We start from the raw sequence: 24,110 nt of genomic DNA, 5'->3' as shown, positions 1-24,110 counted from the left end.
GGTCCACCCGCTTGTTGTGAAAGTTTCGTGACACGAACAGGGGGCCGCCGGTGGCACGCACACCCATCTGGAAATCCATCGCCGCTACCCTTTCGTCCGAGATCGCGGATGGCGCCTATCGCCCCGGCGACAAACTCCCGACCGAGGCGCAGATGGCCTCCCGCTTCGGCGTAAACCGCCACACGGTCCGGCATGCCCTGTCATCATTGGTCGAGGCAGGCACCGTCCACACCCGCCGCGGGGCAGGAGCGTTCGTCGCGCAAACGCCCACCGACTACCCCATCGGCAAGCGCGTGCGCTTCCACCAGAACCTGCGCGCCGCGGGCCGTATCCCGGCCAAAGAGGTGCTGTCCGTCACCACCCGCCTCGCCAACAGCAAGGAGCGGGAGGCGCTGGACCTTGGAGCGGACGACCAAGTCCACGCTTACGAAGGTCTCAGCCTCGCCGATGATCAGCCCATTGCGCTCTTCCGCTCGGTCTTCCCCGCCGCACCCTTTCCGGACCTGCCCGACGCGCTTGCTCAATCCGGTTCTGTCACGGCAGCGCTGCAGACCGGCGGCGTCACCGACTACACCCGCGCCTGGACACGCCTTACGGCCAAATCCGCCACTGTCACCCAGGCCCTGCACCTGCGCATCGCCGAGGGTGCGCCGATCCTGCGCAGTGACGGCCTGAACATCGACCCCACCGGACGGCCCATCGAACTGGGCCGCACCTGGTTCGCCGGGGACCGCGTTACCCTCACGCTGGCCGAGGACGTATGAAAGATTTGTGATGTCACGGCGCTGACATATCCACAGGCTAAGGTTGCAGGACGACATGGTTTTCGCTGTTTCCTGATTGAGCCAACAGATGCCTACGCCTTTGCCCGCCTTCTGCATGACCGGTGCCCGCACCCTGCGCGACGGTGCGCTTGTGGATGCGCCGATCTGCGTGGCAGACGGTCTGCTGGTCGAAACCGTGCAACCGCAACTGGACCTGTCCGGCTATCTGCTCCTGCCCGGTATCATCGACCTGCACGGCGACGCCTTTGAACACCACATGGCGCCACGCCCGTCGGCCCCGTTTCCGTTTGAAACCGGCCTGCTGGGTACGGATCGGGACGCCGCCGCCAACGGCGTGACAACCGCATGGATGGCCCAAAGCTGGAGCTGGGAAGGCGGGCATCGCGGCCCGGACTATGCCGAAGATTTCCTTGCTGCCCACGCCGCCTACCGCCCCCGGATGCAGACCGACCTGCGCATCCAGATCCGCTGCGAAACGCATACGGTCGATCAACAGGACCGCCTGATCGCGGCCATCCGGGATCACGGCATCGACTACGTGATTTTCAACAACCACTTGGACGAAGCGTTAGAGCTGGCGCGGACAAACCCCGAGGAAATCGTCTTTTGGGCACGCAAATCGGGCCGTTCAGCAGACGCACATATGGAGCGTGTCAACGCGGCCCGCGCGCAGGACAAGGACGTGCCGCGTTACCTCTGCAACCTCGCCGCCGCTTTCGACCGGATGGGCGTCATCTATGGTAGCCATGACGACCACGACGCGGCGACCCGCGAACGCTACTCGATGATCGGGGCCAAGATCTGCGAATTCCCGACCTCGATGAAAGCGGCCGTGGTGGCGCGCACCTGGGGCGACCCGATCCTGATGGGTGCGCCCAACGTGGTGCGCGGCGGTAGCCAGTCCGGCAACATCGCAGCCTCGGTCCTGATCGCCGAAGGGGCCTGCGACGCGCTGGTGTCCGATTACTACTACCCGGCCTTGGCCCAGGCCGCCTTCAAGCTGGCCGACAATGGTGTCCTGCCCTTCGCTCAGGCGTGGGAGATGATCTCGACCCGACCTGCAGCGATCATGGGGCTGAAAGACCGGGGCGCTCTGGACGTTGGCAAGCGTGCCGATCTGACGATCGTCAACGCCGAGACACGCCAGATCGAAGCGACCATGGCAGGCGGCCGCTGGACGCACCTTTGCGGGGACATGGCGGGCCGTGTGAGCGCAGCAGCAGTACATCTGCCTTTGGCCGCCGAATAGGGCGGATCGGGATCCGCCTTACGGGGCGATGATCGTAAAGCGCACCCGTGGTGCGCCAAAGTCAACCATACTTCTCAAGAAACGCCTCAGCAGACAGCGCCCGAAAATCCTCCAGCCGGGCGCGCAGCGTTGCATGATCCCAATCCCACCACGCCAGCACCATCATGCGGTCGGCCACTCCAGGTGCATACCGGTCGCGGATCTTCGTGGCCGTCACACCGCCCACGATCGTGTAGGGCGCGACATCCTTGGTCACGATGGCACCCGACGCAACAACGGCGCCGTGCCCGACGGTCACTTCGGGTTTGATCTGCGCATTGTGGCCGATCCACGTGTCATGTCCGACAAAGGCGCGCCGGGACGCGCGATGCTCAAACCAGTCTGCGTCGTCCTCTGCATCATCCCAATAGCCCGCCGACCGGTACATGAAGTGATGCAGCGACGCGCGCTCCAGCGGGTGATCCGTTGCCCCGATCCGCACGAAGCTCGCCAGGTTGGAGAACTTGCCGATGGTCACATTGGCCAGATCGCAACAGCGGTCACAATAGCTGTAGTCGCCCATCTCGACCTGCGCCAGACGTGTGCCCGTTGCAATCACGGTATAGCGCCCGAGCGTCGTGTTCACATGATCGACGCCGTCGTGAATAAGGGGATCACCCGAAGGGTTTGCCATCAATGCCCGCTGTCGTCGCCCTTGATCAGCTTGCGGCGCAAGAGGCCGGAAAGCCAGTCCATGAACACCACCATAACGATGATCAGCATGATGTAGTAGCTGACCTCTTCCCAGTCTTTCTGGGTGATGATCGCCTGCGTCAACAAGAGCCCGATGCCCCCGCCGGTGATGGCCCCGATGACAGTGGCCGAGCGGGTGTTGGATTCCAGGAAATAGAGGATCTGGCTGATCAGCACCGGTGTGATCTGCGGGATCACCCCAAAGCGGTAGCGTTGCAGTGGCTTAGCACCGGTCGATTGCAGGCCCTCGATCTGTTTCTTGTCCACGTTCTCCAGCGCTTCCGAGAACAGCTTGCCGAACGTGCCAGTATCCGTGATCAGGATGGCCAGCGCACCTGTCAGCGGCCCAAGGCCAAAGGCGCGGCTCAGGATGATGGTCCAGATCAGCGCATCCACCCCGCGGATAAAATCAAACAGCCGCCGCGTCGCCATGCGCACCGCCACCAGCGGGGCAAAGTTCCGCGCGGCCAGGAAGGCAAGGGGAAGCGCCAGAATGGCCGCGCCCATCGTGCCAAGGAACGCCATCAGGATCGTCTCGAATATGGCCCAGGCCACATCGCCGTGCCGCCACATGGCATTGTTCCAGAAGTCATGCGCCATGGCCCCGGCTTCACCGCTGAACGCACGGCTGACGACCTCACCCAAGCCCAGCCCGTGATAGGGGCTGTCGAGGGTGAAAAAGAACAACTCCCACCCCACGAAGTAACGAAACACCTCGGTCCGGTTGCGGGTGACGGACAGGCGCCCGGCATCGGTCGTGACGGCCACCCGGTTCTTTGAGGCGCTGATCCAGTCCGGCAGCTCCTCGGTGGGGTAGCTCTGAATGACGCCCTGCGACCGGGACACCTCGAAGGTCATCAGCCCGTAACCCGGCACGTCATAGGTCACGCCGTTGTTTTCGGGCAGGTAGGTGATGATGTGGCCACCGCCCAGATCAATCACCGTCTCGTCGCCCAAAGCCACCCAGTCCGGGGCCTCACCGTCCGGGTAGGCACCCTTGTTCTCGCCCTCAATCGCGACGCGCACGTCGCCCGACCGGTTGTCGCGTGTGACGTGGACTTTGTGGCTATAGGTGTCAGCCACCAGCGCGCGGGCATTGGCACTGCTCGCCTTCTGGATCAGTTCGGGCACGCCAAAGGCAAAGAAGACGTAAATCAGGTACGCCAGCACCAGCGCGGGCAGGCCGAAGCTCACCAGACGTTTGCGCGCCATCACGCGGTCGGCGGACCCTTTGAGATCGGCGGTATCAAGCATGGTCATCAGCGGCGCTCCGATTTGGACCCGTGGGTCAGGTGGTCACGGTAGTGGCTCGACGTCTGGTCGATCACCACGATGGTCAGGAACAACAGCAGGAAGATGGCAGCCGCCTCGTCATAGCGGCCCTGGCCCCAGGAAATCGCGTTCTTCAACTCATAGCCCAGACCACCTGCGCCCACGAAACCGAGGATGGCCGAGGCGCGCACGTTGATCTCGAACCGCAGAAGCGCATAGCTCAGCCAGTTGGGTGCAACCTGTGGCACCACGCCCAGAAACATCCGTTGGCCCCATGTCGCACCGACGGACGCCAGACCGTCGACGGGTTTCAGATCGGCATTCTCGTTCACCTCGGAAAAGAGCTTGCCCAAGGCTCCGGCAGTGTGGATCGCAATGGCAATCATCGCGGGCACCGGCCCACCGCCTAGGATGAAGATCAGCACCAGCGCCACCACGATCTCGGGGATCGCGCGGGCAAAGTCCATGATGCGGCGAAAGACGGGGATCAGCATCGGAAAACGGGCCATGCCGCGGGTGGACAAGAGCGACAGGAAGATGGCCGCAAGCGCGCCCAGCAGGGTGGCGGCGGCCGCAATGTTCACCGTCTCGATCAGCGCAGGAAAAAAGGTCACGAAATGGGCGGGAAACTCGGCCAGCTTGCCGCTCGCTTCGATCACCAGCTCCGACGGGTAGTCAAAGAAGTTGTCGATGCCGCCCCAGAACGACCCGGCATTGCGCCCGCCTGCAACGGAGAACCCGGCGACCATGAGCGCAATGAAAATCATCAGCAGAACAAGGGAATAGAGACGCTTCTGCCGCGTCAGCGTCATGTACTCGTCGTGGATGCCGCCCAGGTCGCGAGCGCCTGCTGTTGTTTCGGCCATGCCTGTCCCCGTGGTTTTTGGTCTGGTACGTCGCGTTGAACCTTTCGCATGCGAAACAGCTTACGAAAGTGTTAACGCAAATTGCCGGGCCCCCAGAGACTGAGGACCCGGCAGATGCACACTTAAATCAGTTTGATTTGGCTTTACGTGCTTCAATTACGGACACATACGCCTCGTGCGTGATGGGGTCGAAACCCAAGCTCTCACCGGCCGAGATGGAGTATGTGCAATCCTTGTCGGTGTCGTACATGTTGTCGACAAGCGCGGTCATGGTGGCCTTCACGTCCTCGGGCAGATCCTTGCGCAGAACGATGGGTCCCTCGGGGATGGGCTTCGATTTCCAGATCTCGACCAGATCGTTCATGTCGACCAGCCCTGCATCCACGGCCTTGCGTAGCGCGCCCGAGTTGTAGCCGTCTTCCCACGCGCCCTGACCGTCGGCCCAGGTCACACCAGCGTCGATGTCGCCGTTGTTCACCGCCACGATGGTCTGCTCGTGACCGCCGGTGAATTTGACCTCACCGAAATAGTCACCGGAGTCCATGGTGATGCCGTCCTTGTACTGGGGCACTTCAATAGACGGGATCAGGTAGCCCGAGGTCGAGTTAGGGTCGCCAAAGCCGAATACCTTGCCTTCCATCTCATCCAGGTTGGTGATGCCGCTGTCGGCACGGGCGAAGCCGATCGAGTGATAGCCAAAAGAGCCATCAAGGTTGATCTTCACCAGCACCGGCTCAACCGCATCGGGGTTCTGCAGATAGGTCGCGGCATAAGCCGACGCACCCAGCCACGCCATATCCAGCGTGCCGCCCACAAGGCCCTGGATCACACCGGCATAGTCGGCAGGGGCGAACAGCTTGGTCTCAACCCCCAGGGCTTCCTCGGTATAGGCGCGCAGGCACTCGTTCGAGTTCAGGCGGTCCTGGGCATTCTCACCCCCGAGGATGCCGATGCGGAACTCGGTGATGCCTTCGGCACTGGCCGTGCCCACCAGGGCGGTTGTTGCCAAAGCGGCAGCGATGATCGTTTTCATGTCTCTCTCCGTTGGAACGAAAAAGCCCCGACGCGGGTCGCATCGGGGGTGAAGGTCAGACGTAGGCCTCGGCCTCCATCTTGGCTTTCTCCGTAGCGTCCAGTGTCTCGATCTCTGTCGAGGTGGCGCTTTCGGAAAACTCGGCACCCGCGCCGTAAATCTCGCGGGCCATGGATGTGGTCAGCTTGGACGGGTCGGCGTCAAAGACGATACGGCCGGCCCGCATCCCGATCACCCGGTCGCAATAGCGGCGGGCGGTATCAAGGGTGTGCAGGTTGGCGATGACCATCCGGCCATCTTCCTCGTGGATGCGGCGCAGGGCCTGCATCACGACCTGCGCGTTCATGGGGTCGAGCGAGGCAATGGGCTCGTCCGCCAGAATGATCCTGGGGTCTTGCATCAGGGCGCGGGCAATGGCGACACGTTGCTGCTGGCCGCCTGACAGCGCCTCGGCCCGCTTGGGCGCATGTTCGGCAATGCCCAGACGGTCCAGAATGTCGATGGCGCGGTGGATGTCTTCGGTCGGATAGAGGTTGAACAGGGTCGCCAAGGTCGAGCGGCGATTGAGCGTGCCGTGCAACACGTTCGACACCACATCCATGCGCGGGACCAGGTTGAATTGTTGAAAGATCATCGCGCATTGGCTTTGCCACTCGCGCTTTGCGGCGCCTTTGAGCGCAGTGATCTCCTGCCCCTCGAAATGGATCGCGCCAGAGGTGTGATCCGTCAGCCGGTTTAGCATCCGCAACAGTGTTGACTTGCCCGCACCAGAGCGCCCGATGATCCCGATCATCTGTGGCTTGTCCACGGTGACGGAAGCCGCATCCACAGCCGTGTTCTGGCCAAACGTTTTGGTCAGTTTTTCGATCCTGAGCATACCATCCCCCGGCTTGTGCGCAGACCGGTATCAGGATGGACGGATTCGGATTTGTATCAGTTTTGAGAATTTTTTGTGACGTCGCGCGTTGGCACAGCCTATCGCTGCATCCCTTATGTCTACGCAATCTCTCGCAATAGTAGAAATTCTGCCAGTGAGAACTGGACGCTAAATACACTTAAAAGAACTGATTTTCTGAATTTCTTAAAAACCAAAAAATTGAACTTACGATGGAAGGCATACGACCGGACGCTCTGAGCGCAAATTTCCATTTCCGATCAGGCAGCGGTCGGCGAGACTTCAAACACTCGTCCGCAGCGGAACAGTCTGGTTGATTTGGGTATGCTTCACGGCTTTGCAGGCACTTTAAACGATCATCAACAGACCGCATTCGCGCCAGCACAAAACGCTTCCGTTTGTTGTCTGTGATATTGAAATTATGCAGCTAATTCTCGTTTTGTGGGTAGCTTGGCCCGACGGTCGGTGATGTGCGCGCGCAGGGTACGCATCCGTACTTCAAGTGACCTGATACACGTATCGGTCGAAATTGGTCAATTAAACTTGCCAAATGAAATCACATTTGCTCACCTCAAGCACAGAGCCACTCGCATTTTAAGGACACGTATATGCTTATCACTTTCCTGGGCACGAATTCGAACTTCATCGGGGACGGATTTTTTGATGCCAACGACACTCTGGAAGGGCTGGAACCCGTTTCTGTTTCCCCGACCGAACTTGTTGTTGAAAACCCGGACACCGGCGTATTCACGACGCTAAGCGGAACGAACATTGCGTTGAGCGAGGGAGATGACGGAGAACCGATCTCGGGCACCATCACCTCGATCAGCTTTGTTCAGAACGGCGTCACGCAGGCCACGATCACCAATATTGCGCTGAACCTTCCGGCGTTGATCGCGGCATTTGACGCGATCGCTGAAAACGATGATTTCGCTCAGATTGTCGGTATCTTCAATTCCTTCCCGTTGATCACATTTGATGCAAGCAATGCGGCTGACAGCTTTGATCAGGAAGATGCGTTTGGCGAGCTTGCCCCGTTCATTCAGGTCCCCACAACAGTGATCAGTGGCCCGGGCGAACGTGACCAGCTTGTGGGCGGCGGCAACAACGACACGTTCAATCTGGGAAGCAGCGCGCCAGACTTCAACGAAGATATCGTTGAAGCGTCTGCTGGCAACGATATGCTGGTTTTCACGAATGCGGGTGACCAATCGTTTGTGTGGCTCGACTATGATCTGGACTTTGTGCCGAACGGACAGGGCGCGCCAGTTACCTTCAACCTGGACGGTACTGCCAATACCGGAACGATCACCTATCTCGGGTTCACTGACACGCTCGTGGACGTTGCCACGATCCTGGATGCCGATGGGCTCGGCATGCAGGGTGGTATCGGCAACGATGTGTTCAATGCTGTCATGGGCGCTGACAGCGACTATTTGAACCTGCACGGCAGCGAAGGCTCTGACACATATAACGTGACCCTGACCGATGGTCTGGTGCGCATCAGTTTCCACTTCGGCGATATGGCCAACCCGACAGATGGGGTCGTGGTCGACCTTTCGACCGGTGTTGTATCCAACGACGGCTTTGGCAACGTCGAACAGATCAACATCACTGACGGCGACGGTCAGTTGGAGATCCGCGGCAGCGACAACAACGACAGCATCACCGGCAGCGACCGCGATGAAAGCTTCATCACCCAGCTTGGCGACGACACGGTGGACGGTGGCGCAGGCTTTGACAGGGTCCGCTACGATCGATCAGGGGTCGAATCCGTTTTTGTTGATCTTGAAAACGAAACGGCATCGGGCATTTGGGATGGCGTCGGCTTCACTGACACGTTGATCGATATCGAATATGTCCGCGGCTCACGTGCAGGCGACGATACGCTGCTGGGCGATGACGACGCGAATATCCTGGCCGGACGTGGCGGCGATGACAGCCTGAACGGTGCTGGCGGCGACGATACGCTCTATGGCGAAGCTGGAAATGATACCCTCGTTGGTGGTGACGGCGAAGATACGGCCGTCTTCTATGCTGCGCTGGCGGACGTCACGATCACCGAAGTTATGGGCGGTCTCGAGGTCGTCAACGCCGGCGACACAAATTTCGTTTCCAGCGATGTCGAGCTTCTGCGATTTGACGATCAAACGGTGTCAGCCAGCGATTTCGTCGCGCCCCAGAATGTGCCTGGCACCGGCGAAGACGACACCCTGTCCGGTGAAGGCGGCAACGACACGATTTCTGCGGGCGCAGGCAGCGATCAAGTCGACGGCGGCGGCGGCAATGACAGCCTGTCTGGCGGCATCGGTTTTGACACGATGGACGGCGGTCAGGGCAACGACACCCTGATCGGCCAGGACGGGTTCGACAACCTTGTTGGCGGCGGCGGCGATGACAGCCTGTCCGGAAACAACGGCTTTGACACGTTGGATGGCGGCGCAGGCAACGACACGCTGCTGGGTGGCCTCGGCACCGACACGCTGAACGGCGGCGACGGAGACGACCTTCTGTCCGGCCAAGCCGGGTTTGATCTGCTGAACGGCGGCGCCGACAATGACACGCTGAACGGCAACTCCGGTGTCGACACGCTGAACGGGGATGCCGGTGACGATGTGCTGAACGGCGGCATCAACAACGACATCCTCAACGGCGGCGACGGCAACGACACGCTCAACGCGGGCAACGGCACCGATGACCTGAATGGCGGCGCGGGCGACGACCGCCTTGAGGGCAACGCGGGCAGCGACCGCCTGGACGGTGGTACGGGCAATGACGTGCTGCGCGGCGGTATTGGCGCGGACACGTTCATCTTTGATGCGGGCTCGGGTGACGATCGAGTGGCGGACTTCCAGAACAACATCGACACGGTCGAACTGTCGTCGTCGCTGTTCATGGAGGACATGCCCACGGCTGCCGACATCTCGAACTATGCGAGCCTGAACGATGACGGCTTCGTGGTGCTGACCTTTGGTGATGACAGCCTGATGTTTACGGGCATCACCAACGTCAACGCGCTGGTTGATGACGTGGTGATCGTATCTGACGTCGTGTTCGCCTAGGTTTGGACATCTGCGCCGCCGCTGTTTTCGGCTGCGGCGCAGTTCCAAACAGTCGACCTGACCCGAGTGTTCATAGCGCTGGTCTTTTGCGTCTTACGCGTCAATTCCAATTGTAAATCCTTGTGCCCCGAGCACGGGTGCACATACCCGGCCCTTTCACGCTCCGCCGGGTGCGAACTGCGCTGTCTTGCATTGTCCCGAAACAGCCGCTGTCTCAGTAACCGGCAACGCTTGGCAGGGTCCTTTGTGTTTTGGGAGATGACCAGCAGAAGCCCGATAGACTGACCCCGGTTGCGGGAACTTGCGACCGGTGTTGGCGGGCCCCTCCGCGACCTGACTGTGATCTGTTGTCGGGGAATGTTGGAGCATAGCGGGACCCTACCGTTGCACTCAGCGTAGCGACGCAGCCGATGCGCGTCAGTCAGCACCCGCAGAGATAGAAAGCGCGCCGGTTGGTCTGTGAATTTCGAGTGTGGGATGGTGGAGCATAGCGGGATCGAACCGCTGACCTCCTGCATGCCATGCAGGCGCTCTCCCAGCTGAGCTAATGCCCCATCCTTGGTGGCTCTCTCGAGCCGTGCGCCGCTGATTAGGCGCTTTGCCAAGCGGGATCAAGTGAAAAAGACCCCGCTTGGACAGCGTAATTACGACTCGTCTTCTTCGGCGGCCACGTCGGCCAGTTCGTCGAGCGAGACGTTGTCCTCGTCGTCGTCATCATCAAGCAGATCGTCGTCCAGTTCGACGTCGACATCGTCGTCGTCCAGCACCTGATCCTCGTCATCCGCCGATGCCTTGGCCTTGTTCTTGGCCGATGCCGCATCCTCGGCATCTGCGGCGATCATGCGGGTCTTGGAGCTGTCGACCTCGACCACGTCACCCGTATACGGGCTGACAATCGGCGAGCGGTTCATGTCGTAAAACCGTTTGCCGGTCGTCGGACAAAGCCGTTTGGTGCCCCATTCTTCCTTTGGCATGTGTCATCCTCTTGTCTGCGCGTGGCCCGGATCAGGCGCGGGGAGCGCATGTGCGGGCGTGCCTCGTGTTGCGGCGATTCTGGGCAAGTGCCATAAGGTCGGGACGGAGTCAAAGCCTTATGGTTTGGCAAGGGCCCGGGATGGGGAAATGGGATGGCCGAACGTGTCCTTCAAGGGCAACCCGATATCATTCTGACGTTGCGGCGGTCGGCGCGAGCGCGGCGCATCACCTTGCGTATCTCGTCGCTGGATGGCCGCGTGACCCTGACCTTGCCCAAACATGTGGCCGAGCGTGAGGCGCTGGAGTTCGCCCGCGAGAAGGAGCCGTGGATTCGCAAGCATCTTGAGGCGCGGGTAGAGGATGTCCGTGTGGATATTGGGACCGTTCTGCCTGTCGAAGGGCTTGGTCGACGGATTGTCGAGGGAGCCGGACGCACAGTGCGCCTGACCGACGAGACATTGGCGGTGCCGGGACGAACCGATACGGTTACCAGCCGTGTGCAGGGGTTTTTGAAGGCGCGGGCCCGCGATGTGTTGGCGGCTGCCTGTGATGAATACGCGGATCGGTTGGGTCGGTCCTATTCCGGGTTGAGCCTGCGCGACACGCGCTCGCGCTGGGGGTCCTGTTCATCCGCAGGGCGGCTGATGTTCTCCTGGCGCCTGATCCTCGCCCCGCCCGAGGTCCTGCGCTATGTCGCCGCGCATGAGGTGGCGCATTTGGCGCAGATGAACCACTCGCCCGCTTTCTGGGCTGAGGTGACACGCATTTACGGCCCCTATGATGCACAACGCCGGTGGTTGCGTACCGACGGCAATGGTTTGCACAGGTTTCGCTTTGGTGATTGACCGCGACGCAGCCTTGTGATCACAAAAGGGCATGAGCCAGGCCCCACGCATTCGTGACACCGCCTCTGCCGCGCACGACCGTGTGTACCGCAGATTGCGGACACGGATCATGCATGGAGACATCTCGCCCGGTCAGGCGCTGACCTTGCGGGGCATCGGCAAGCAATACGACGTTTCCATGACCCCCGCGCGCGAGGCGGTGCGGCGGCTGGTGGCCGAGGGTGCGCTGACGCTGTCCCAATCGGGCCGCGTGTCCACGCCCGAGCTGTCCAATGAACGGATCGAAGAGCTGGCGGCCCTGCGGGCGCTGATCGAGGTGGAGCTTGCCACCCGAGCGTTGCCCCGCGCGCACCTTGCCCTGATCGAGCGGTTGCAATCCATCAACAGCGCTGTGGCCGAGGCCGTCGCGCACCGTGATGCGGTGAGCTACATTCGGACCAACCTGGAATTTCACCGCACGCTCTACCTGAGGGCGCAAGCGCCGGCGATGCTGGCCATGGCCGAGACGGTGTGGCTTCAGATGGGACCAACCATGCGCGCGCTCTATGGTCGGCTACGTCGGACCGAACCACCGCGATACCACCGCCTGATCATTGCTGCCCTGCGTGCGGGCGACGAACCGAGCCTGCGTCTGGCGGTGCGATCAGACGTCACCCAGGGTCTGCGCATGTTGGCCAGCTGAGCTTAAGCGTTTCGTAGCGCTCCGCTGCTAGTCAGGGATGACACGCAACGGATGCAGGGTTCGAAACGCTTGGACTATTCGATCTACGATATGGTGGACACGCCGGTTTTCGTGTTGGTCGCGGACGAGGATGATCGTCCCATTTTCGATTTCATGAACAGGTCGGGGTGCATCCTGTTGGGGTTGGATCTGACTGACATTGTCGGAAAAGCGGTGCATGACATCCTGAATGGCCGTGCCGCATATGCGGTGTATCGCCAGCAACTGAAAGCTTGGAAGGGCGGTCGGACTGCGGAGTTCGAGACCGGATTGCCGCTGGGTGACAGGATCATGTGGTTCCGTACCTGTCTGATTGCGTCGCATGATGATGAAGGCACGCTGGTGCGGATGGTTGGCACATCGCATGACATCTCTGCCGAGCGCGCGTTGGAACAACAGGAAACGATGACCGTGGCAGCGATGCGCGAGGTTGAGGATCTGGTCTGCCTTGCGGCTCACGATCTGCGCAGCCCGATCAGCAATCTCAAGTCGCTTGCCTATCTGATGCGGAATGACTTTGTGGATCATGGGGATGGCAAAGTTGAACTGATAGACATGATTGACGAGCTGGCCGACAAGTCGCTCGGCATCATTTCAGAGACGATGTCGCAGGTCATGGCGAAGTCGGCGCCTGCCTGCTTGCGGCCCGTCAATCTTGGTGCGATGTGCGACGACATCGTTGTCTTGCTGGACCCCTTGCGCGAGCATTCGATCGCGTATCCCCGCACCACGGTGGAGGCGGACTTCACCGCCGTTCAGATCATCCTGCGCAATCTGATCGACAACGCGTTAAAGCATTCAGGTGCCGCTTCGGTGCGTGTCGATGTGGCTGTAGCAGCAGTGAACGCGCGACGTCTGGTGGTGTCTGTCCGTGATCATGGACGCGGTTTTGACCTCGATGAGGGCGGACGCGTGGATGGTATGCCGTCCGAGGGCGGTTATGGCTTGCAAGGTGTCATACGGCTGGTCAAGGCACGCGGTGGCTCTGTCGCCGTGGAGAAACCCGCGGACGGACTTGGAGCTGAAATACGTGTCGAGTTGCCGGGGCGTATTCTGGAAGGGAGCGACGAGCAGGCGCGTGCGGGATAGTTATGCCGCGAGGCCCGTACTGCCCAGATCCAGGAATTTTTGCCTGCGGTCCGTGATCAGATCCGCCCGCGCCTTGCCTTCCATCTCGACCAGCATCGCTGCAATCGCGCTACCGACCGATGTGATTGTTGCATCGCGGTGTCGGTGTGCGCCGCCGACGGCCTCGGGAATGATCCGGTCGGTCACGCCAAGTTGCTTCAGGTCCTGAGCGGTGAGCCTTAGCGCCTCTGCCGCCTCACGCATCTTTTCCGCGTCTTTCCAGAGAATGGAGGCGCAGCCCTCGGGACTGATCACCGAATAGACCGAGTGTTCGAGCATGGCGAGCTTGTTCGCAGTGGCAAAGGCGACGGCCCCGCCGGAGCCACCTTCGCCAATGACCACTGAGATCAATGGGACGCCGACTTGAAGGCACTTTTCGGTCGAGCGGGCGATGGCCTCGGACTGGCCGCGTTCTTCGGCCCCTTTGCCTGGATAGGCGCCTGGCGTGTCGACCAGTGTGATCACCGGCAGGTTGAACCGGTCGGCCATATCCATCAGGCGGATGGCCTTGCGATACCCTTCGGGCCGGGCCATGCCGAAATTGCGTTCAATCCGGGACTTGGTGTCGTTGCCCTTTTCATGTCCGATCACGACGACGGGCTTGTCGTTGAACCGCGCGAGCCCGCCCATGACCGCATGATCGTCTGCAAAGTTACGGTCACCCGCCAGCGGTGTATATTCAGTGAAAAGCGCGCCTATGTAGTCTGTGCAATGCGGTCTGTCCGGGTGCCGCGCGACCTGACATTTGCGCCACGGTGTGAGGTCGGCATAGAGGTCTTCGAGCAGTTGGGCCGCTTTGGCGTCAAGTGCCGCGGCCTCGTCCGTGACGTCCATATCCTCGTTCTGGCGGGCAAGCGCGCGCAGCTCTTCTGCCTTGCCCTCAATCTCGGCCAGGGGTTTTTCGAATTCCAGATATTGCGTCACGCCTGCGTCCCCGATGCGGTTTTTCCGCTATATGGCTGCAGGATGCAGTATTTGCAACGTCAGGGGAAGAGGACGGGGTAGAGCGAGGCGACAAGCAGGGCCGCCATGGTCCGGTTGAACGTGGCCAATCGGGACGGGTTGGTGAGCACCCGTGCCATTTGCTGGCCCAGCAGCGTCCACGAGCTGACCGCGGGCAGGTTGATTGCGCCAAAGACGATGGCGACTATTGCGATGGCCCAGAGCGTGGTGTCCGGAGTGTACACGGTGACGGCCGTCAGCGCCATGGTCCAGGCCTTGGGGTTCACCCATTGGAAGGCTGCTGCTTGCAGGAAGGTCATGGGCGTGCCCTTGTCTGCGCCATCGCGGATCGGTGCGGCGGTCGCGATCTTGAAGGCGAGAAACAGTAGATAGGCGACCGAGACGGTTTTGAGGATGGTGTGGCTCACCGGGTAGGCGTCGAACACCTGCACCAGCCCGGTGCCCACGAGCAGCACCATGATGACAAAGCCCAGACCCACGCCCAGCATGTGTGGAATGGTGCGCCGGAAGCCGAAATTTGCGCCCGAGGCCATGAGCATCAGGTTGTTGGGGCCCGGCGTGATCGAACTGACAAGGGCAAAGGCGGCAAGGGCGGTGAGCAATTCGAGTGACATGCGCAATGATTGCGATATCATGAGCCGTATTGGATTGCGAAATGGTGTGTTTCGCGTAAATGATAGCAATCGATGACGAAGATTGATCGCATAAACGAACATATATTGCGTGAGATGAGCCACAACGGTCGGATCAGCAATCTGGAGCTGGCAGAACGGGTGGGGCTGTCGCCCTCGGCCTGTTTGCGGCGGGTGCAGGAGCTGGAGCGCTCCGGCATCATCACGGGCTACCGTGCTGTCCTGGACCGGACCAAGATCGGCGCAGGCTTTGTCGCCTATGTCGCGGTGGGGCTGAACGATCATTCGAAGGCCAGTCAGGAAGCGTTCGAGCGCGCCATTTCCCGCGCGCCCGAGGTAAGGGAGTGTCACAACACAGCCGGCAGCATCGAATACCTGTTGCGCGTCGAGTGCGCGGACCTGCCAAGCTACAAGACCTTTCACACCGACATGCTGGGTGCGCTGCCGCAGGTGAACGGCATCACGTCTTACGTGGTGATGGGCTCGCCCAAGGATGAACGCGCCTAGGTCCGTCTAAGCGCACGGCGCATATGCGCATCGGTTTCATCGAAAAGGCGATGATATGTCGTTTTGCACAGTCCCTTGGGCATGGATGCGTCTGCCGGCCGGTTCTGATGTCGGGACCGGTTGCGTTTGGCTGGGCCCGCAGCACTGCGTGGTGCCGTTGCGCGCTGAATGTCGCGTGTCGTTTCGTCCGGCCTGTCGGGCTGATGCAAGGCATAGCTTTCCATCATCACCGCGAGCGGCACCTGGATACTGTTGTCGATGGTGATCGGCGTGTCGGAGGCGGACCGTCGCACCGCGTTGCGAAGCGGTCGCAGATCGCTCAGTTCCGTTGCCGTGACAGGGATCAGGATGCGTTGAGTGTGGTCGAGCCCCAGGGGGCGCTGGTCTGGCAGTACGGCTCCAATGCGCAGCCGCAGCACACCCAGCGCCTGCTCAACCGCGTCATCGCCCCAGGATCGTTTCAGCCAACGCGCTGATTTCATGGTCACGGCGAGGATGCCCGCCACGCTTCGGTCGCGGTCGGAGGCATGGAAATGCGACACTTCCTGAGAGAACGCGTTGACCGACAGCAAGCGTGTGACCGGGTCGAGCTTGGCCGAAGCCGACAGCACGGCCGTGCGCGCAAGCAGGTTCTGTTCGCGCAACAGGAGCCACCCGGCGCTCGGCACGCATATGAGGTTGAGCAGAAAGACGGTCGATGCTGCCTCAACAAAATACCAGCGCATGATCTCTGCTGGTGCGGCAAAGGCCGAGAGCATGTGCAGGTTCATCGCCATTCCCAGAACGATAAGCTTACCACTGTCGCGCAGTGGCAACCTGTCCTTCAGAACCGCCCAGCCATAGCCGACTGACCCTGCGAGCAACATCCCCAGCACACCCGCCGGAACGCCCACACCGCCGATGGCAATGCGCATTGCGATGGCGAGGCACAGGCATGTGATGAGTCCGCGCAACCCGAGAAAGGCGCCGGCCAACGCAATCGGCACGTTGCGCATGTCGACGATCACGCCCCCTGCGGGGCTGAGCGGCATCGACATCTGCAGACCGACAACAAGGGCGAAGAAGACGCCGAGGCCTGGCGCCACATACCAGCCGCTGCGCAGGGCCGGGGCCACAGCGCTGAAGCTCAACACCAGCAGCCCGAGCACCGCAAGCGAGCTTACAAAGTCCAGAAGCACCGTTGCATCGACCAATGCCATACCATTTCCTTTCAACACCGGGCTCATTTACCAGCCAAGTGTTGAAGAAAGCCCCAAGAGCCCGATGCGGATCCGTGCCAAATTCCTACAATTTATGGATTATTCGACAGCCTCTGCCGCGATGGAGGCAAAGACCGTGTCGAGCTCGTCCGAGAGAGCCGCCAGTTCCGCACCCGCTTCCGGGACATATGGCGCAAAGACAACTGATGGCAGCTTGTAGCTGAGAGTCGCCGTTCCGTCCGCGTTTTCCGTTACATAGACGCGCACCGGCGCTTCGATCATTGCGGCGGTCGACAGGTTCAGGATGTTGACGGCGTAGGTATTGTTGAAAAGGCCGATGACCCGGTTGCCGGGGAGCGTGATACCCCGCGCCTTGGCCGCACCCGTCGGGCCAGCTTGCGTCACAACGCCCATCTTGTTGGCCTTGGCGGCCGCTTTGACGTCGGCGATCAACTGGTCGTAGGTTTTGGAGGTCGGGGTCACGGACCAGCCGTCGCGGGGTGCCATCTCGGCCTGCGCCGTCGCGGTGGTCAGGATCAGGGCGAGTGTGGCGAGGAACAGGCGCATGGTGGGTCTCCGGCAGTTTTTTCGGGCGAAGGGAAGCATGTGGGCGGAGCCTTGCCCAATCACGTCTGTGTGCGTGGATTTTGCCCGGACGGGCGGGTAGGGGGAAGCCATGAAACGCTTTCTCATGATCTGTTGCCTGGCCGTGCTGGCGGCCTGTTCCGCACCCGAACCCGAGGCGCCGCCCGTGTCGGCCGTGCCGCTTTACCCCAACGAAACGCCGGAGCTGCGTGCTCAGATCGAGGCTGCTGCTGCCGAGAATGACGTGCCTGTCGCACTTGTGCAGCGCGTGGTCATACGGGAAAGCACGCATCGCCCGTGGGCACGAAATGGACCATATTACGGGTTGATGCAGATCTTGCCCGCAACCGCCCGTAGCATGGGGTTTCGGGGGCAGCCGAGTGACCTGCTGGATGCAGAGACCAATCTGAAATACGCGACGCGCTATTTGCGGGGCGCGTGGCTGGTGTCGGGCGGAGACATGGACGAGGCCGTGATGTGGTATGCCCGCGGGTACTACTACGAGGCCAAGCGCTTGGGGCTGATCGAGGAAACGGGCGTGGACGGGCGCAAGGTCTGGCCGGACTAGGGCTGTCTGGGTGACGTGCTTTGGCTTTTGCCAAAGACACCCCACCCTCCATCCCTTTTTGTTTCGGACGTTAGGGGTTGGATTTCCCGTCATAGCAGGCGAAGGCGAGTTTGTTGCCATCGAGATCCCGCACGTAGGCCACGTAGAATTTGTCACCGTAGGCTTCGGGTCGGAAGCCAGGTTTGCCTTCGTCTGCTCCACCGCTGCGGATCGCGAGATCGTGGAGCGCGTCGACGTCGGATGCCGTTTCAACGCGGAACGCTGTCATTGAGCCGTTGCCCACCGTGGCGGGCTGGTCGTCGAACGGGTAGCAGACGAAGAAGCGCGGGACCGTATCGTCAGTTTTATCCCCCCAAGAGGCCACCTGTGCGTCTTCGAAGCACAGGGGCAGATTCATATGGGTGAAGAGGGGATCGTAGAAGGCCTTGGCCTTTGGCAGATCCTTTGTGCCGACAATCGTGTAGCCGATCATTTTGCGCGCCCTCAGATACCGTGTGCAGCATCAATACGACGTTTCAGAGCCTGGTGCTACGGCGCGCTGGTATTCATTGGGTGCGCGCGCCGTTTTCGGCACGCGCATGTTTTGTAGATCAGGTGCTCGCAATCATCTCGGATTGCCGCACGATCACTTCCGCCTGCTTAATCGAGGCAATGTCGACGAGGCGACCTTTGTAGACTGTGGCGCCTTCGCCCTTGGCCTTCGCCTCTTCCATGGCGGCGAGGATTTCGCGGGCTTCGGTCACGGCCTCTTCCGATGGGGTGAAGACGTCGTTGGCCAGTGCGACCTGTTTGGGGTGGATGGCCCATTTGCCGACCATGCCCAGCGTGGCCGAGCGCAGGGCTTGCGCACGGAACCCTTCGTCATCCGAGAAGTCGCCGAAGGGGCCATCGACCGGCAGGACACCGTGGGTGCGGCAGGCGGCAACGATGGCGGCCTGCGCCCAGTGCCATGGGTCGGACCAGTGTTTTTGCCCTTCGTGCAGCATGTAGTAGTTGGCTTGCGTGCCGCCGATGCCCGTGGTTGCCATGCCCATGGAGGCGGCAAAGTCTGCAGCACCGAGCGACATGGCGGCCAGGCGGGGGGAGGCGGCGGCGATTTCTTCGACATGGGCGATGCCGGCGGCGGATTCGATGATGACTTCGAAGGTGATCTTCTTGCTGCGCCCCTTGGCGGCCTCGATGGCGGTGACGAGTGCGTCAACGGCGTAGATGTCTGCGGCACACCCGACCTTGGGGATCATGATCTGGTCGAGGCGGTCGCTGGCTTGCTCCAGCAGGTCCACCACGTCGCGGTACCAGTATGGCGTGTCGAGGCCGTTGATCCGGACGCTGAGTGTCTTGGTGCCCCAGTCGATGTTGCCGATGGCTTCGATTACGTTGGCGCGTGCGCTGTCCTTGTCGGAGGGGGCGACGCTGTCTTCGAGGTCGAGGTTGATGACGTCAGCGGCGGAGCCTGCCATCTTTTCAAAGATCGCGGGGCGCGAACCCGGGCCGAAGAGCTGGCAGCGGTTGGGGCGGGCAGGGGGCGTCGGTTGTAGGCGGAATGACATGGCGCGACCTTTGGTAAGATAATTTCGTTTTGGCTGCTTTGGCTGGTATTAAATTGCGCTTGTGGCCGCAAGGGTGATTTTGCAAGTGCAGCATGGCGCGAAGATTCTGTGGTGTCTTGGTTGTGCGGTGCGAGAAAATTCCACAGATCGCCAAATTGCGCACAAATCTTCGAAGATTGGCTGATTTCGGGTGTGTTTCGCGATGTGCTTGCATCGGGCTTGCGTAGACTGTCGCGCAACGACCAAGGGGATGTCAGATGATTCAAACACCGTATCTTTTGTTTTTGGGTGATGCGCCGGACCAGCTGGCGGCCAAGGTTGCGCAAGGGATCAAGGATTGGCGTCCCGAAAACGCGGTGGGCCAGATCCGGCTGGAAGGCTGTGGTGCCGATATGGGCTTGACCGATATGACCCTGGAAGAGGGTCTGGCTGCTGGTGCCAAGACGCTTGTGATCGGCGTGGCGAACCGGGGCGGCGTGATCTCGGATAAGTGGAAGGTTGTCTTGGTGCAGGCGCTGCAGATGGGCTACGACCTTGCTGCTGGTTTGCACAATCTGCTCAGGGACGAAAACGAGCTGCAGTCGGCCGCGAAGGTGAATGGCGGCACGCTGCATGACGTGCGTGTGCCGACGATTGCCTACCCCATCGCCAACGGCAAGAAGCGCAGCGGCAAGCGGGTGCTGGCGATTGGTACCGACTGTTCCTGCGGTAAGATGTACACCGCAATGTCGATGGATGCCGAGATGCGCGACCGCGGCATGAACTCGGATTTCCGGGCGACGGGCCAGACGGGCATTCTGATCACCGGCAAGGGCGTGCCGCTGGACGCGGTCATTGCGGATTTCATGGCGGGTGCGGTCGAGTATCTGACCCCGGACAATGATGATGATCACTGGGATCATATCGAGGGGCAGGGCAGCCTGTTTCACGTGTCCTACTCCGGTGTGACCATGGCTCTGATCCATGGCGGGCAGCCCGATGCGCTGATCCTGTGCCACGAGCCGACAAGGACCCATATGCGCGGGTTGCCGCATTACGGGTTGCCGACGCTGGAACAGTTGCGGGATACGGCGTTGCCGATTGCGCAGGTGGCGAACCCGGGTTGCTTTGTAGCCGGGGTGTCGGTGAACACCAAGGCGTTGGACGAAGATGCGGCGCGGGCGTGTTTGGCGGAGATCGAGGAGCGCATGGGGCTGCCTGCGACCGATCCATTCCGTTTTGGGGCTGGCAAGCTGGTGGACGCGCTGACATCCTGAGTGTCCGGCCACTTGGCCAGCCGGCCCTTCGGGGAGGATTTTTTGAAACAGGGAAGGGTGGACCTATGCGCATCGAAGTGACGCGGGACGTGTTTCGGCTGGCGCAGGCCTTTACCATTTCGCGGGGGTCGCGGACCGAGGCGCACGTGTTGACCGTGCGGGTGTCGGATGGCGCGCATAGCGGGTGGGGGGAATGTGTGCCCTATGCCCGCTATGACGAGACGGTGGACAGCGTGACGGCAGAGATTGAGAGTTTGTCAGGTGTTCTGACCCGCGACGGGCTTTATGATCTGCTGCCTGCCGGTGCGGCGCGCAATGCTGTGGATTGTGCATTGTGGGATCTGGAGGCGAAGCGCGCGGGCAAGCGCGCTTGGGATCTGGCTGGTTTGACGGCACCTGGGCCGGAGATCACCGCCTATACCCTGTCGTTGGACACGCCCGACGCGATGAAAAAGCAGGCGGCGGAGCATGCGCATCGGCCCTTGCTGAAGATCAAGCTGGGCACGCCGGATGACATGCCCCGGCTTGAGGCGGTGCGGGCGGGTGCGCCCAAGTCCCGCATCATCGTGGATGCCAATGAAGGGTGGTCGGCGGAGGTCTATGCCGATCTGGCCCCGCATCTGGTGCGTCTGGGGGTGCAGATGGTCGAGCAGCCCTTGCCCGCCGGGGATGACGAAGCGTTGATCGGGATGGAACGTCCTGTGCCTGTTTGTGCAGACGAATCCTGCCATGACCGGTCGGACCTGCCCGCGCTGAAGGGCAAGTACGACATGGTGAACATTAAGGTCGACAAGACCGGTGGGCTGACCGAGGCGCTGGCGCTACGCGATGCGGCGCGGGCCGAAGGGTACGACATCATGGTGGGCTGCATGGTCGGCTCGTCCCTTGCCATGGCGCCCGCAACGCTTGTGGCGCAGGGGGCGGCAGTGACCGATCTGGACGGGCCTTTGCTACTGGCGGAGGATCGTGAGGCGCCGCTGGTCTTTGATGAGGCCGGGGTGCATCCGCCCACGGCCGCCCTGTGGGGCTGACCCCGCTGGGGTGCGACAGTGCGCCTGCGCCCCTTGCGTCCATCGAATTCGTAACATAACGCCACGCGCACAGATCTGCCCCAAGGAGCCAAGCCCATGACCCGGACCGTATATGTAAACGGAGAGTACCTGCCCGAGACCGAGGCGAAGGTGTCGATCTTTGACCGGGGGTTCCTGATGGCCGATGGGGTCTATGAAGTGACATCCGTTCTGGACGGCAAGCTGATCGACTTTGACGGTCACGCCGTGCGGCTGCAACGTTCGCTGGACGAGTTGGAGATGCAGTCGCCGATCTCGAAAGAGGACCTGCTTGAGGTGCATCGCGAGTTGGTGCGCCTGAACGGGATCGAAGAAGGCATGATCTATCTTCAGATTACCCGTGGCGCGCCGGATGATCGGGATTTTGTGTTTCCTGATCCCGAAACCACCGCGCCGACCATTGTCCTGTTCACGCAGAACAAGCCGGGTCTGGCCGACAATCCGGCTGCCAAGAAAGGCATGAAGGTCATAAGCATCGACGATATCCGCTGGGGTCGCCGTGACATCAAGACGGTTCAGTTGCTGTACCCGTCCATGGGCAAGATGATGGCGAAGAAAGCGGGGGCCGATGACGCCTGGATGATCCAGGACGGGTTCGTGACCGAGGGCACCTCGAACAACGCCTACATCGTGAAGGGCAACAAGATCATCACGCGCGCCCGGTCGAACGACATTTTGCATGGTATCACCCGTGCGGCTGTGCTGCGTTTCGCCAAAGAAGCGCAGATGGAGGTTGAAGAGCGCAATTTCACCATTGAAGAGGCGCGCGAGGCGGATGAGGCGTTCATCACCTCGGCGTCGACCTTCGTGATGCCGGTGGTCGAGATCGACGGCGAAAAACTGGGCGAAGGCGTGCCCGGTCGCGTGGCCCCTCGTCTGCGCGAAATCTATCTGGATGAGAGCCGCAAGGCTGCCATCTAACCCCCCGATTTAAGGCCCGCTTTTCGATTATCCCTTGAAAAGCGGGCTTTTTATTCCCATCTGAGAATGTGAACTATATTAACATCAAGGGACGAATTAAATGAATGAAGAGATCATCCTGAGCCTTTTGAGCGAGAATCTGATCCTGATTCTTGCAGCTGTTTTCCTGTTGGTATGTCTGTTTCTGGGCGTGCGGATCGTGCCGCAAGCGGACAAGTTCGTGGTCGAACGCTTTGGCCGTCTGCATTCGGTCCTTGGCCCCGGCATCAACTTCATCGTGCCGTTTCTGGACGTGGTGCGCCACAAGGTGTCGGTGCTGGAGCGGCAGCTGCCCAATGCAAACCAGGACGCCATCACGTCGGACAACGTGTTGGTGCAGGTCGAAACCAGCATCTTTTACCGCGTGACCGAGCCTGAGCGGACGGTGTATCGTATCCGCGACGTGGATGGGGCCGTGCAGACAACCGTGGCCGGTATCGTTCGTGCCGAGATTGGTAAGATGGAACTGGACGAGGTGCAGTCGAACCGGTCGCAGCTGATCGACCAGATCAAGCATCTGGTCGAGGAGGCCGTGAATGATTGGGGTATTGAGGTCACGCGGGCCGAGATCCTGGACGTGAACCTCGACAAGGCGACGCGCGATGCGATGTTGCAGCAGTTGAATGCCGAGCGTGCCCGTCGTGCGGCGGTGACCGAGGCCGAGGGCAACAAGCGCGCCATGGAACTGAACGCGGATGCGGAACTCTATGCCGCCGAGCAAGCGGCCAAGGCGCGCCGGGTCGAAGCGGAGGCGGAAGCCTATGCGACCCAAGTTGTGGCTGAGGCTATTGCGTCCCACGGGATTGAGGCGGCGCAGTATCAGGTGGCGCTCAAGCAGGTCGACGCGGTGTCGACCATCGCATCGGGTGCCGGGCAGCAGACCATTGTTCTGCCGTCGAGTGCGATGGATGCGTTTGGTGAAGCCTTTGGCATGTTGAAAGGGAGGAAAGCGTAATGACGGCTTTGTGGAGTATCTGGTGGGTGTGGATCGTGGCCGCCCTGGTGCTGGCCATTATCGAAGTCTTCGTGCCTGTGTTCGTGTTCCTTGGGTTGGCCGTGGGAGCGGTGGTCGTCGGGGTGGCTCTGGGTTTCGGGGCGCTGGGCTGGATCGGGGCGGGGTTGCCCGCGCTGCTTCTGCTCTTTGCCGTGTCCTCGGTCGTCGCTGCGTTGGCCCTGCGCAACGTTCTAGGTGTGCGCCGCGGGCAGGTGCGGATTGTCGAGCGTGACATCAATGATTGAGGGGTAGGGCGGAGGACA

Annotated in this window: 25 protein-coding genes and 1 tRNA gene; 13 read left to right on the top strand and 13 right to left on the bottom strand. The window is 61.1% G+C overall.

The annotated features are described in order from the left end of the window. Positions 1–50: 50 nt before the first annotated feature. Positions 51–764, top strand: coding sequence for a phosphonate metabolism transcriptional regulator PhnF (gene phnF / locus KUV51_RS16960; RefSeq protein ID WP_222522628.1), 714 nt, complete (start codon positions 51–53; stop codon positions 762–764). Positions 765–852: 88 nt separating this feature from the next. Continuing rightward, positions 853–2,034: an alpha-D-ribose 1-methylphosphonate 5-triphosphate diphosphatase gene (locus KUV51_RS16955; protein WP_222522627.1), complete on the top strand. Its 1,182-nt coding sequence runs from the start codon at positions 853–855 to the stop codon at positions 2,032–2,034. A 61-nt stretch (positions 2,035–2,095) separates the two neighbouring features. On the opposite strand, the gene KUV51_RS16950 is transcribed toward KUV51_RS16955, so the two are convergent. From KUV51_RS16950 to phnC, 5 genes are all read right to left on the bottom strand, one after another. Further along, positions 2,096–2,707 (bottom strand): chloramphenicol acetyltransferase, encoded by a 612-nt coding sequence (locus KUV51_RS16950; RefSeq protein ID WP_222522626.1) that lies wholly within the window; start codon positions 2,705–2,707, stop codon positions 2,096–2,098. Continuing rightward, positions 2,707–4,026, bottom strand: a complete 1,320-nt coding sequence (phnE, locus tag KUV51_RS16945) for a phosphonate ABC transporter, permease protein PhnE (RefSeq protein WP_222522625.1) — start codon at positions 4,024–4,026, stop codon at positions 2,707–2,709. The genes KUV51_RS16950 and phnE (KUV51_RS16945) overlap by 1 nt, the downstream gene beginning before the upstream one ends. Further along, positions 4,026–4,904, bottom strand: coding sequence for a phosphonate ABC transporter, permease protein PhnE (phnE, locus tag KUV51_RS16940; RefSeq protein ID WP_222522624.1), 879 nt, complete (start codon positions 4,902–4,904; stop codon positions 4,026–4,028). The genes phnE (KUV51_RS16945) and phnE (KUV51_RS16940) overlap by 1 nt, the downstream gene beginning before the upstream one ends. A 127-nt stretch (positions 4,905–5,031) precedes the next feature. Further along, a complete protein-coding gene (gene phnD, locus KUV51_RS16935; RefSeq protein ID WP_222522623.1) occupies positions 5,032–5,937 on the bottom strand; it encodes a phosphonate ABC transporter substrate-binding protein in 906 nt (301 codons plus the stop codon). Between the two features lie 55 nt (positions 5,938–5,992). Further along, positions 5,993–6,814, bottom strand: coding sequence for a phosphonate ABC transporter ATP-binding protein (gene phnC / locus KUV51_RS16930; protein ID WP_222522622.1), 822 nt, complete (start codon positions 6,812–6,814; stop codon positions 5,993–5,995). A gap of 626 nt (positions 6,815–7,440) precedes the next feature. On the opposite strand from phnC, the gene KUV51_RS22310 reads away from it, so the two are divergent. Next, positions 7,441–9,894, top strand: a complete 2,454-nt coding sequence (locus KUV51_RS22310; protein WP_222522621.1) for a calcium-binding protein — start codon at positions 7,441–7,443, stop codon at positions 9,892–9,894. A 478-nt stretch (positions 9,895–10,372) separates the two neighbouring features. On the opposite strand, the gene KUV51_RS16920 is transcribed toward KUV51_RS22310, so the two are convergent. After that, positions 10,373–10,448 (bottom strand) — tRNA-Ala (locus KUV51_RS16920). Positions 10,449–10,538: 90 nt separating this feature from the next. Next, entirely contained in the window at positions 10,539–10,868 is a 330-nt protein-coding gene (locus tag KUV51_RS16915; RefSeq protein WP_222522620.1) for a TIGR02300 family protein, read from the bottom strand. A gap of 153 nt (positions 10,869–11,021) precedes the next feature. Between KUV51_RS16915 and KUV51_RS16910 the strand changes: the two genes are divergently transcribed. From KUV51_RS16910 to KUV51_RS16900, 3 genes are read left to right on the top strand one after another with little or no spacing between them, the layout of a single operon-like run. Beyond that, the gene (locus KUV51_RS16910) at positions 11,022–11,714 is read left to right on the top strand and encodes a M48 family metallopeptidase (RefSeq protein ID WP_222522619.1); all 693 of its coding nucleotides are present in this window, start codon (positions 11,022–11,024) and stop codon (positions 11,712–11,714) included. A gap of 31 nt (positions 11,715–11,745) precedes the next feature. Beyond that, positions 11,746–12,396 carry a GntR family transcriptional regulator gene (locus KUV51_RS16905; protein ID WP_039681932.1) on the top strand — a complete coding sequence of 217 codons (651 nt, stop codon included), beginning with the start codon at positions 11,746–11,748 and terminating at the stop codon, positions 12,394–12,396. A gap of 51 nt (positions 12,397–12,447) precedes the next feature. Further along, positions 12,448–13,524 carry a PAS domain-containing sensor histidine kinase gene (locus KUV51_RS16900; RefSeq protein WP_222522618.1) on the top strand — a complete coding sequence of 359 codons (1,077 nt, stop codon included), beginning with the start codon at positions 12,448–12,450 and terminating at the stop codon, positions 13,522–13,524. On the opposite strand, the gene KUV51_RS16895 is transcribed toward KUV51_RS16900, so the two are convergent. Both KUV51_RS16895 and KUV51_RS16890 read right to left on the bottom strand, forming a co-directional pair. Next, entirely contained in the window at positions 13,525–14,487 is a 963-nt protein-coding gene (locus KUV51_RS16895) for an acetyl-CoA carboxylase carboxyltransferase subunit alpha (RefSeq protein ID WP_222522617.1), read from the bottom strand. It abuts the gene before it with no gap. Positions 14,488–14,546: 59 nt separating this feature from the next. Next, a complete protein-coding gene (locus tag KUV51_RS16890) occupies positions 14,547–15,140 on the bottom strand; it encodes a LysE family translocator (RefSeq protein ID WP_222522616.1) in 594 nt (197 codons plus the stop codon). A 72-nt stretch (positions 15,141–15,212) separates the two neighbouring features. On the opposite strand from KUV51_RS16890, the gene KUV51_RS16885 reads away from it, so the two are divergent. Next, positions 15,213–15,665 carry an Lrp/AsnC family transcriptional regulator gene (locus KUV51_RS16885; RefSeq protein WP_222522615.1) on the top strand — a complete coding sequence of 151 codons (453 nt, stop codon included), beginning with the start codon at positions 15,213–15,215 and terminating at the stop codon, positions 15,663–15,665. Here the strand turns inward: KUV51_RS16885 and KUV51_RS16880 are convergent. Together KUV51_RS16880 and KUV51_RS16875 are read right to left on the bottom strand one after the other, a co-directional pair. Next, positions 15,662–16,864: a LytS/YhcK type 5TM receptor domain-containing protein gene (locus KUV51_RS16880; protein ID WP_222522614.1), complete on the bottom strand. Its 1,203-nt coding sequence runs from the start codon at positions 16,862–16,864 to the stop codon at positions 15,662–15,664. The genes KUV51_RS16885 and KUV51_RS16880 overlap by 4 nt on opposite strands. Before the next feature lie 99 nt (positions 16,865–16,963). After that, positions 16,964–17,431, bottom strand: a complete 468-nt coding sequence (locus KUV51_RS16875; protein ID WP_222522613.1) for a DUF302 domain-containing protein — start codon at positions 17,429–17,431, stop codon at positions 16,964–16,966. A 109-nt stretch (positions 17,432–17,540) separates the two neighbouring features. Between KUV51_RS16875 and KUV51_RS16870 the strand changes: the two genes are divergently transcribed. Next, on the top strand, positions 17,541–18,017 hold the full coding sequence (locus tag KUV51_RS16870) for a lytic transglycosylase domain-containing protein (RefSeq protein WP_261385883.1): 477 nt from the start codon (positions 17,541–17,543) through the stop codon (positions 18,015–18,017). Between the two features lie 70 nt (positions 18,018–18,087). Here KUV51_RS16870 and KUV51_RS16865 read toward each other — a convergent pair whose 3' ends face one another. Both KUV51_RS16865 and KUV51_RS16860 read right to left on the bottom strand, forming a co-directional pair. Continuing rightward, complete coding sequence (locus tag KUV51_RS16865) at positions 18,088–18,489, bottom strand: VOC family protein (protein ID WP_222522612.1); 402 nt, start codon at positions 18,487–18,489, stop codon at positions 18,088–18,090. 118 nt (positions 18,490–18,607) lie between these two features. Beyond that, complete coding sequence (locus tag KUV51_RS16860) at positions 18,608–19,567, bottom strand: L-malyl-CoA/beta-methylmalyl-CoA lyase (RefSeq protein WP_039681950.1); 960 nt, start codon at positions 19,565–19,567, stop codon at positions 18,608–18,610. A 257-nt stretch (positions 19,568–19,824) separates the two neighbouring features. Between KUV51_RS16860 and dgcN the strand changes: the two genes are divergently transcribed. The 5 genes from dgcN to KUV51_RS16835 all read left to right on the top strand — a co-directional run bounded on the left by dgcN (position 19,825) and on the right by KUV51_RS16835 (position 24,092). Next, positions 19,825–20,823 (top strand): N-acetyltransferase DgcN, encoded by a 999-nt coding sequence (gene dgcN, locus KUV51_RS16855; RefSeq protein WP_222522611.1) that lies wholly within the window; start codon positions 19,825–19,827, stop codon positions 20,821–20,823. Positions 20,824–20,888: 65 nt separating this feature from the next. Continuing rightward, on the top strand, positions 20,889–21,854 hold the full coding sequence (gene dgcA / locus KUV51_RS16850) for an N-acetyl-D-Glu racemase DgcA (RefSeq protein ID WP_222522610.1): 966 nt from the start codon (positions 20,889–20,891) through the stop codon (positions 21,852–21,854). A 96-nt stretch (positions 21,855–21,950) separates the two neighbouring features. Further along, positions 21,951–22,814, top strand: coding sequence for a D-amino-acid transaminase (locus KUV51_RS16845; protein WP_222522609.1), 864 nt, complete (start codon positions 21,951–21,953; stop codon positions 22,812–22,814). Between the two features lie 100 nt (positions 22,815–22,914). Beyond that, positions 22,915–23,808, top strand: coding sequence for an SPFH domain-containing protein (locus tag KUV51_RS16840; protein WP_222522608.1), 894 nt, complete (start codon positions 22,915–22,917; stop codon positions 23,806–23,808). Continuing rightward, complete coding sequence (locus tag KUV51_RS16835) at positions 23,808–24,092, top strand: hypothetical protein (protein WP_222522607.1); 285 nt, start codon at positions 23,808–23,810, stop codon at positions 24,090–24,092. Before KUV51_RS16840 ends, KUV51_RS16835 begins: the two co-directional genes overlap by 1 nt. Positions 24,093–24,110 lie beyond the last annotated feature (18 nt).

The sequence above is a fragment of the Tateyamaria omphalii genome (genome assembly GCF_019802125.1).
In the GTDB taxonomy this organism is placed as follows: domain Bacteria; phylum Pseudomonadota; class Alphaproteobacteria; order Rhodobacterales; family Rhodobacteraceae; genus Tateyamaria; species Tateyamaria omphalii_B.
This window is presented reverse-complemented; position numbering and strand designations above follow the sequence as displayed.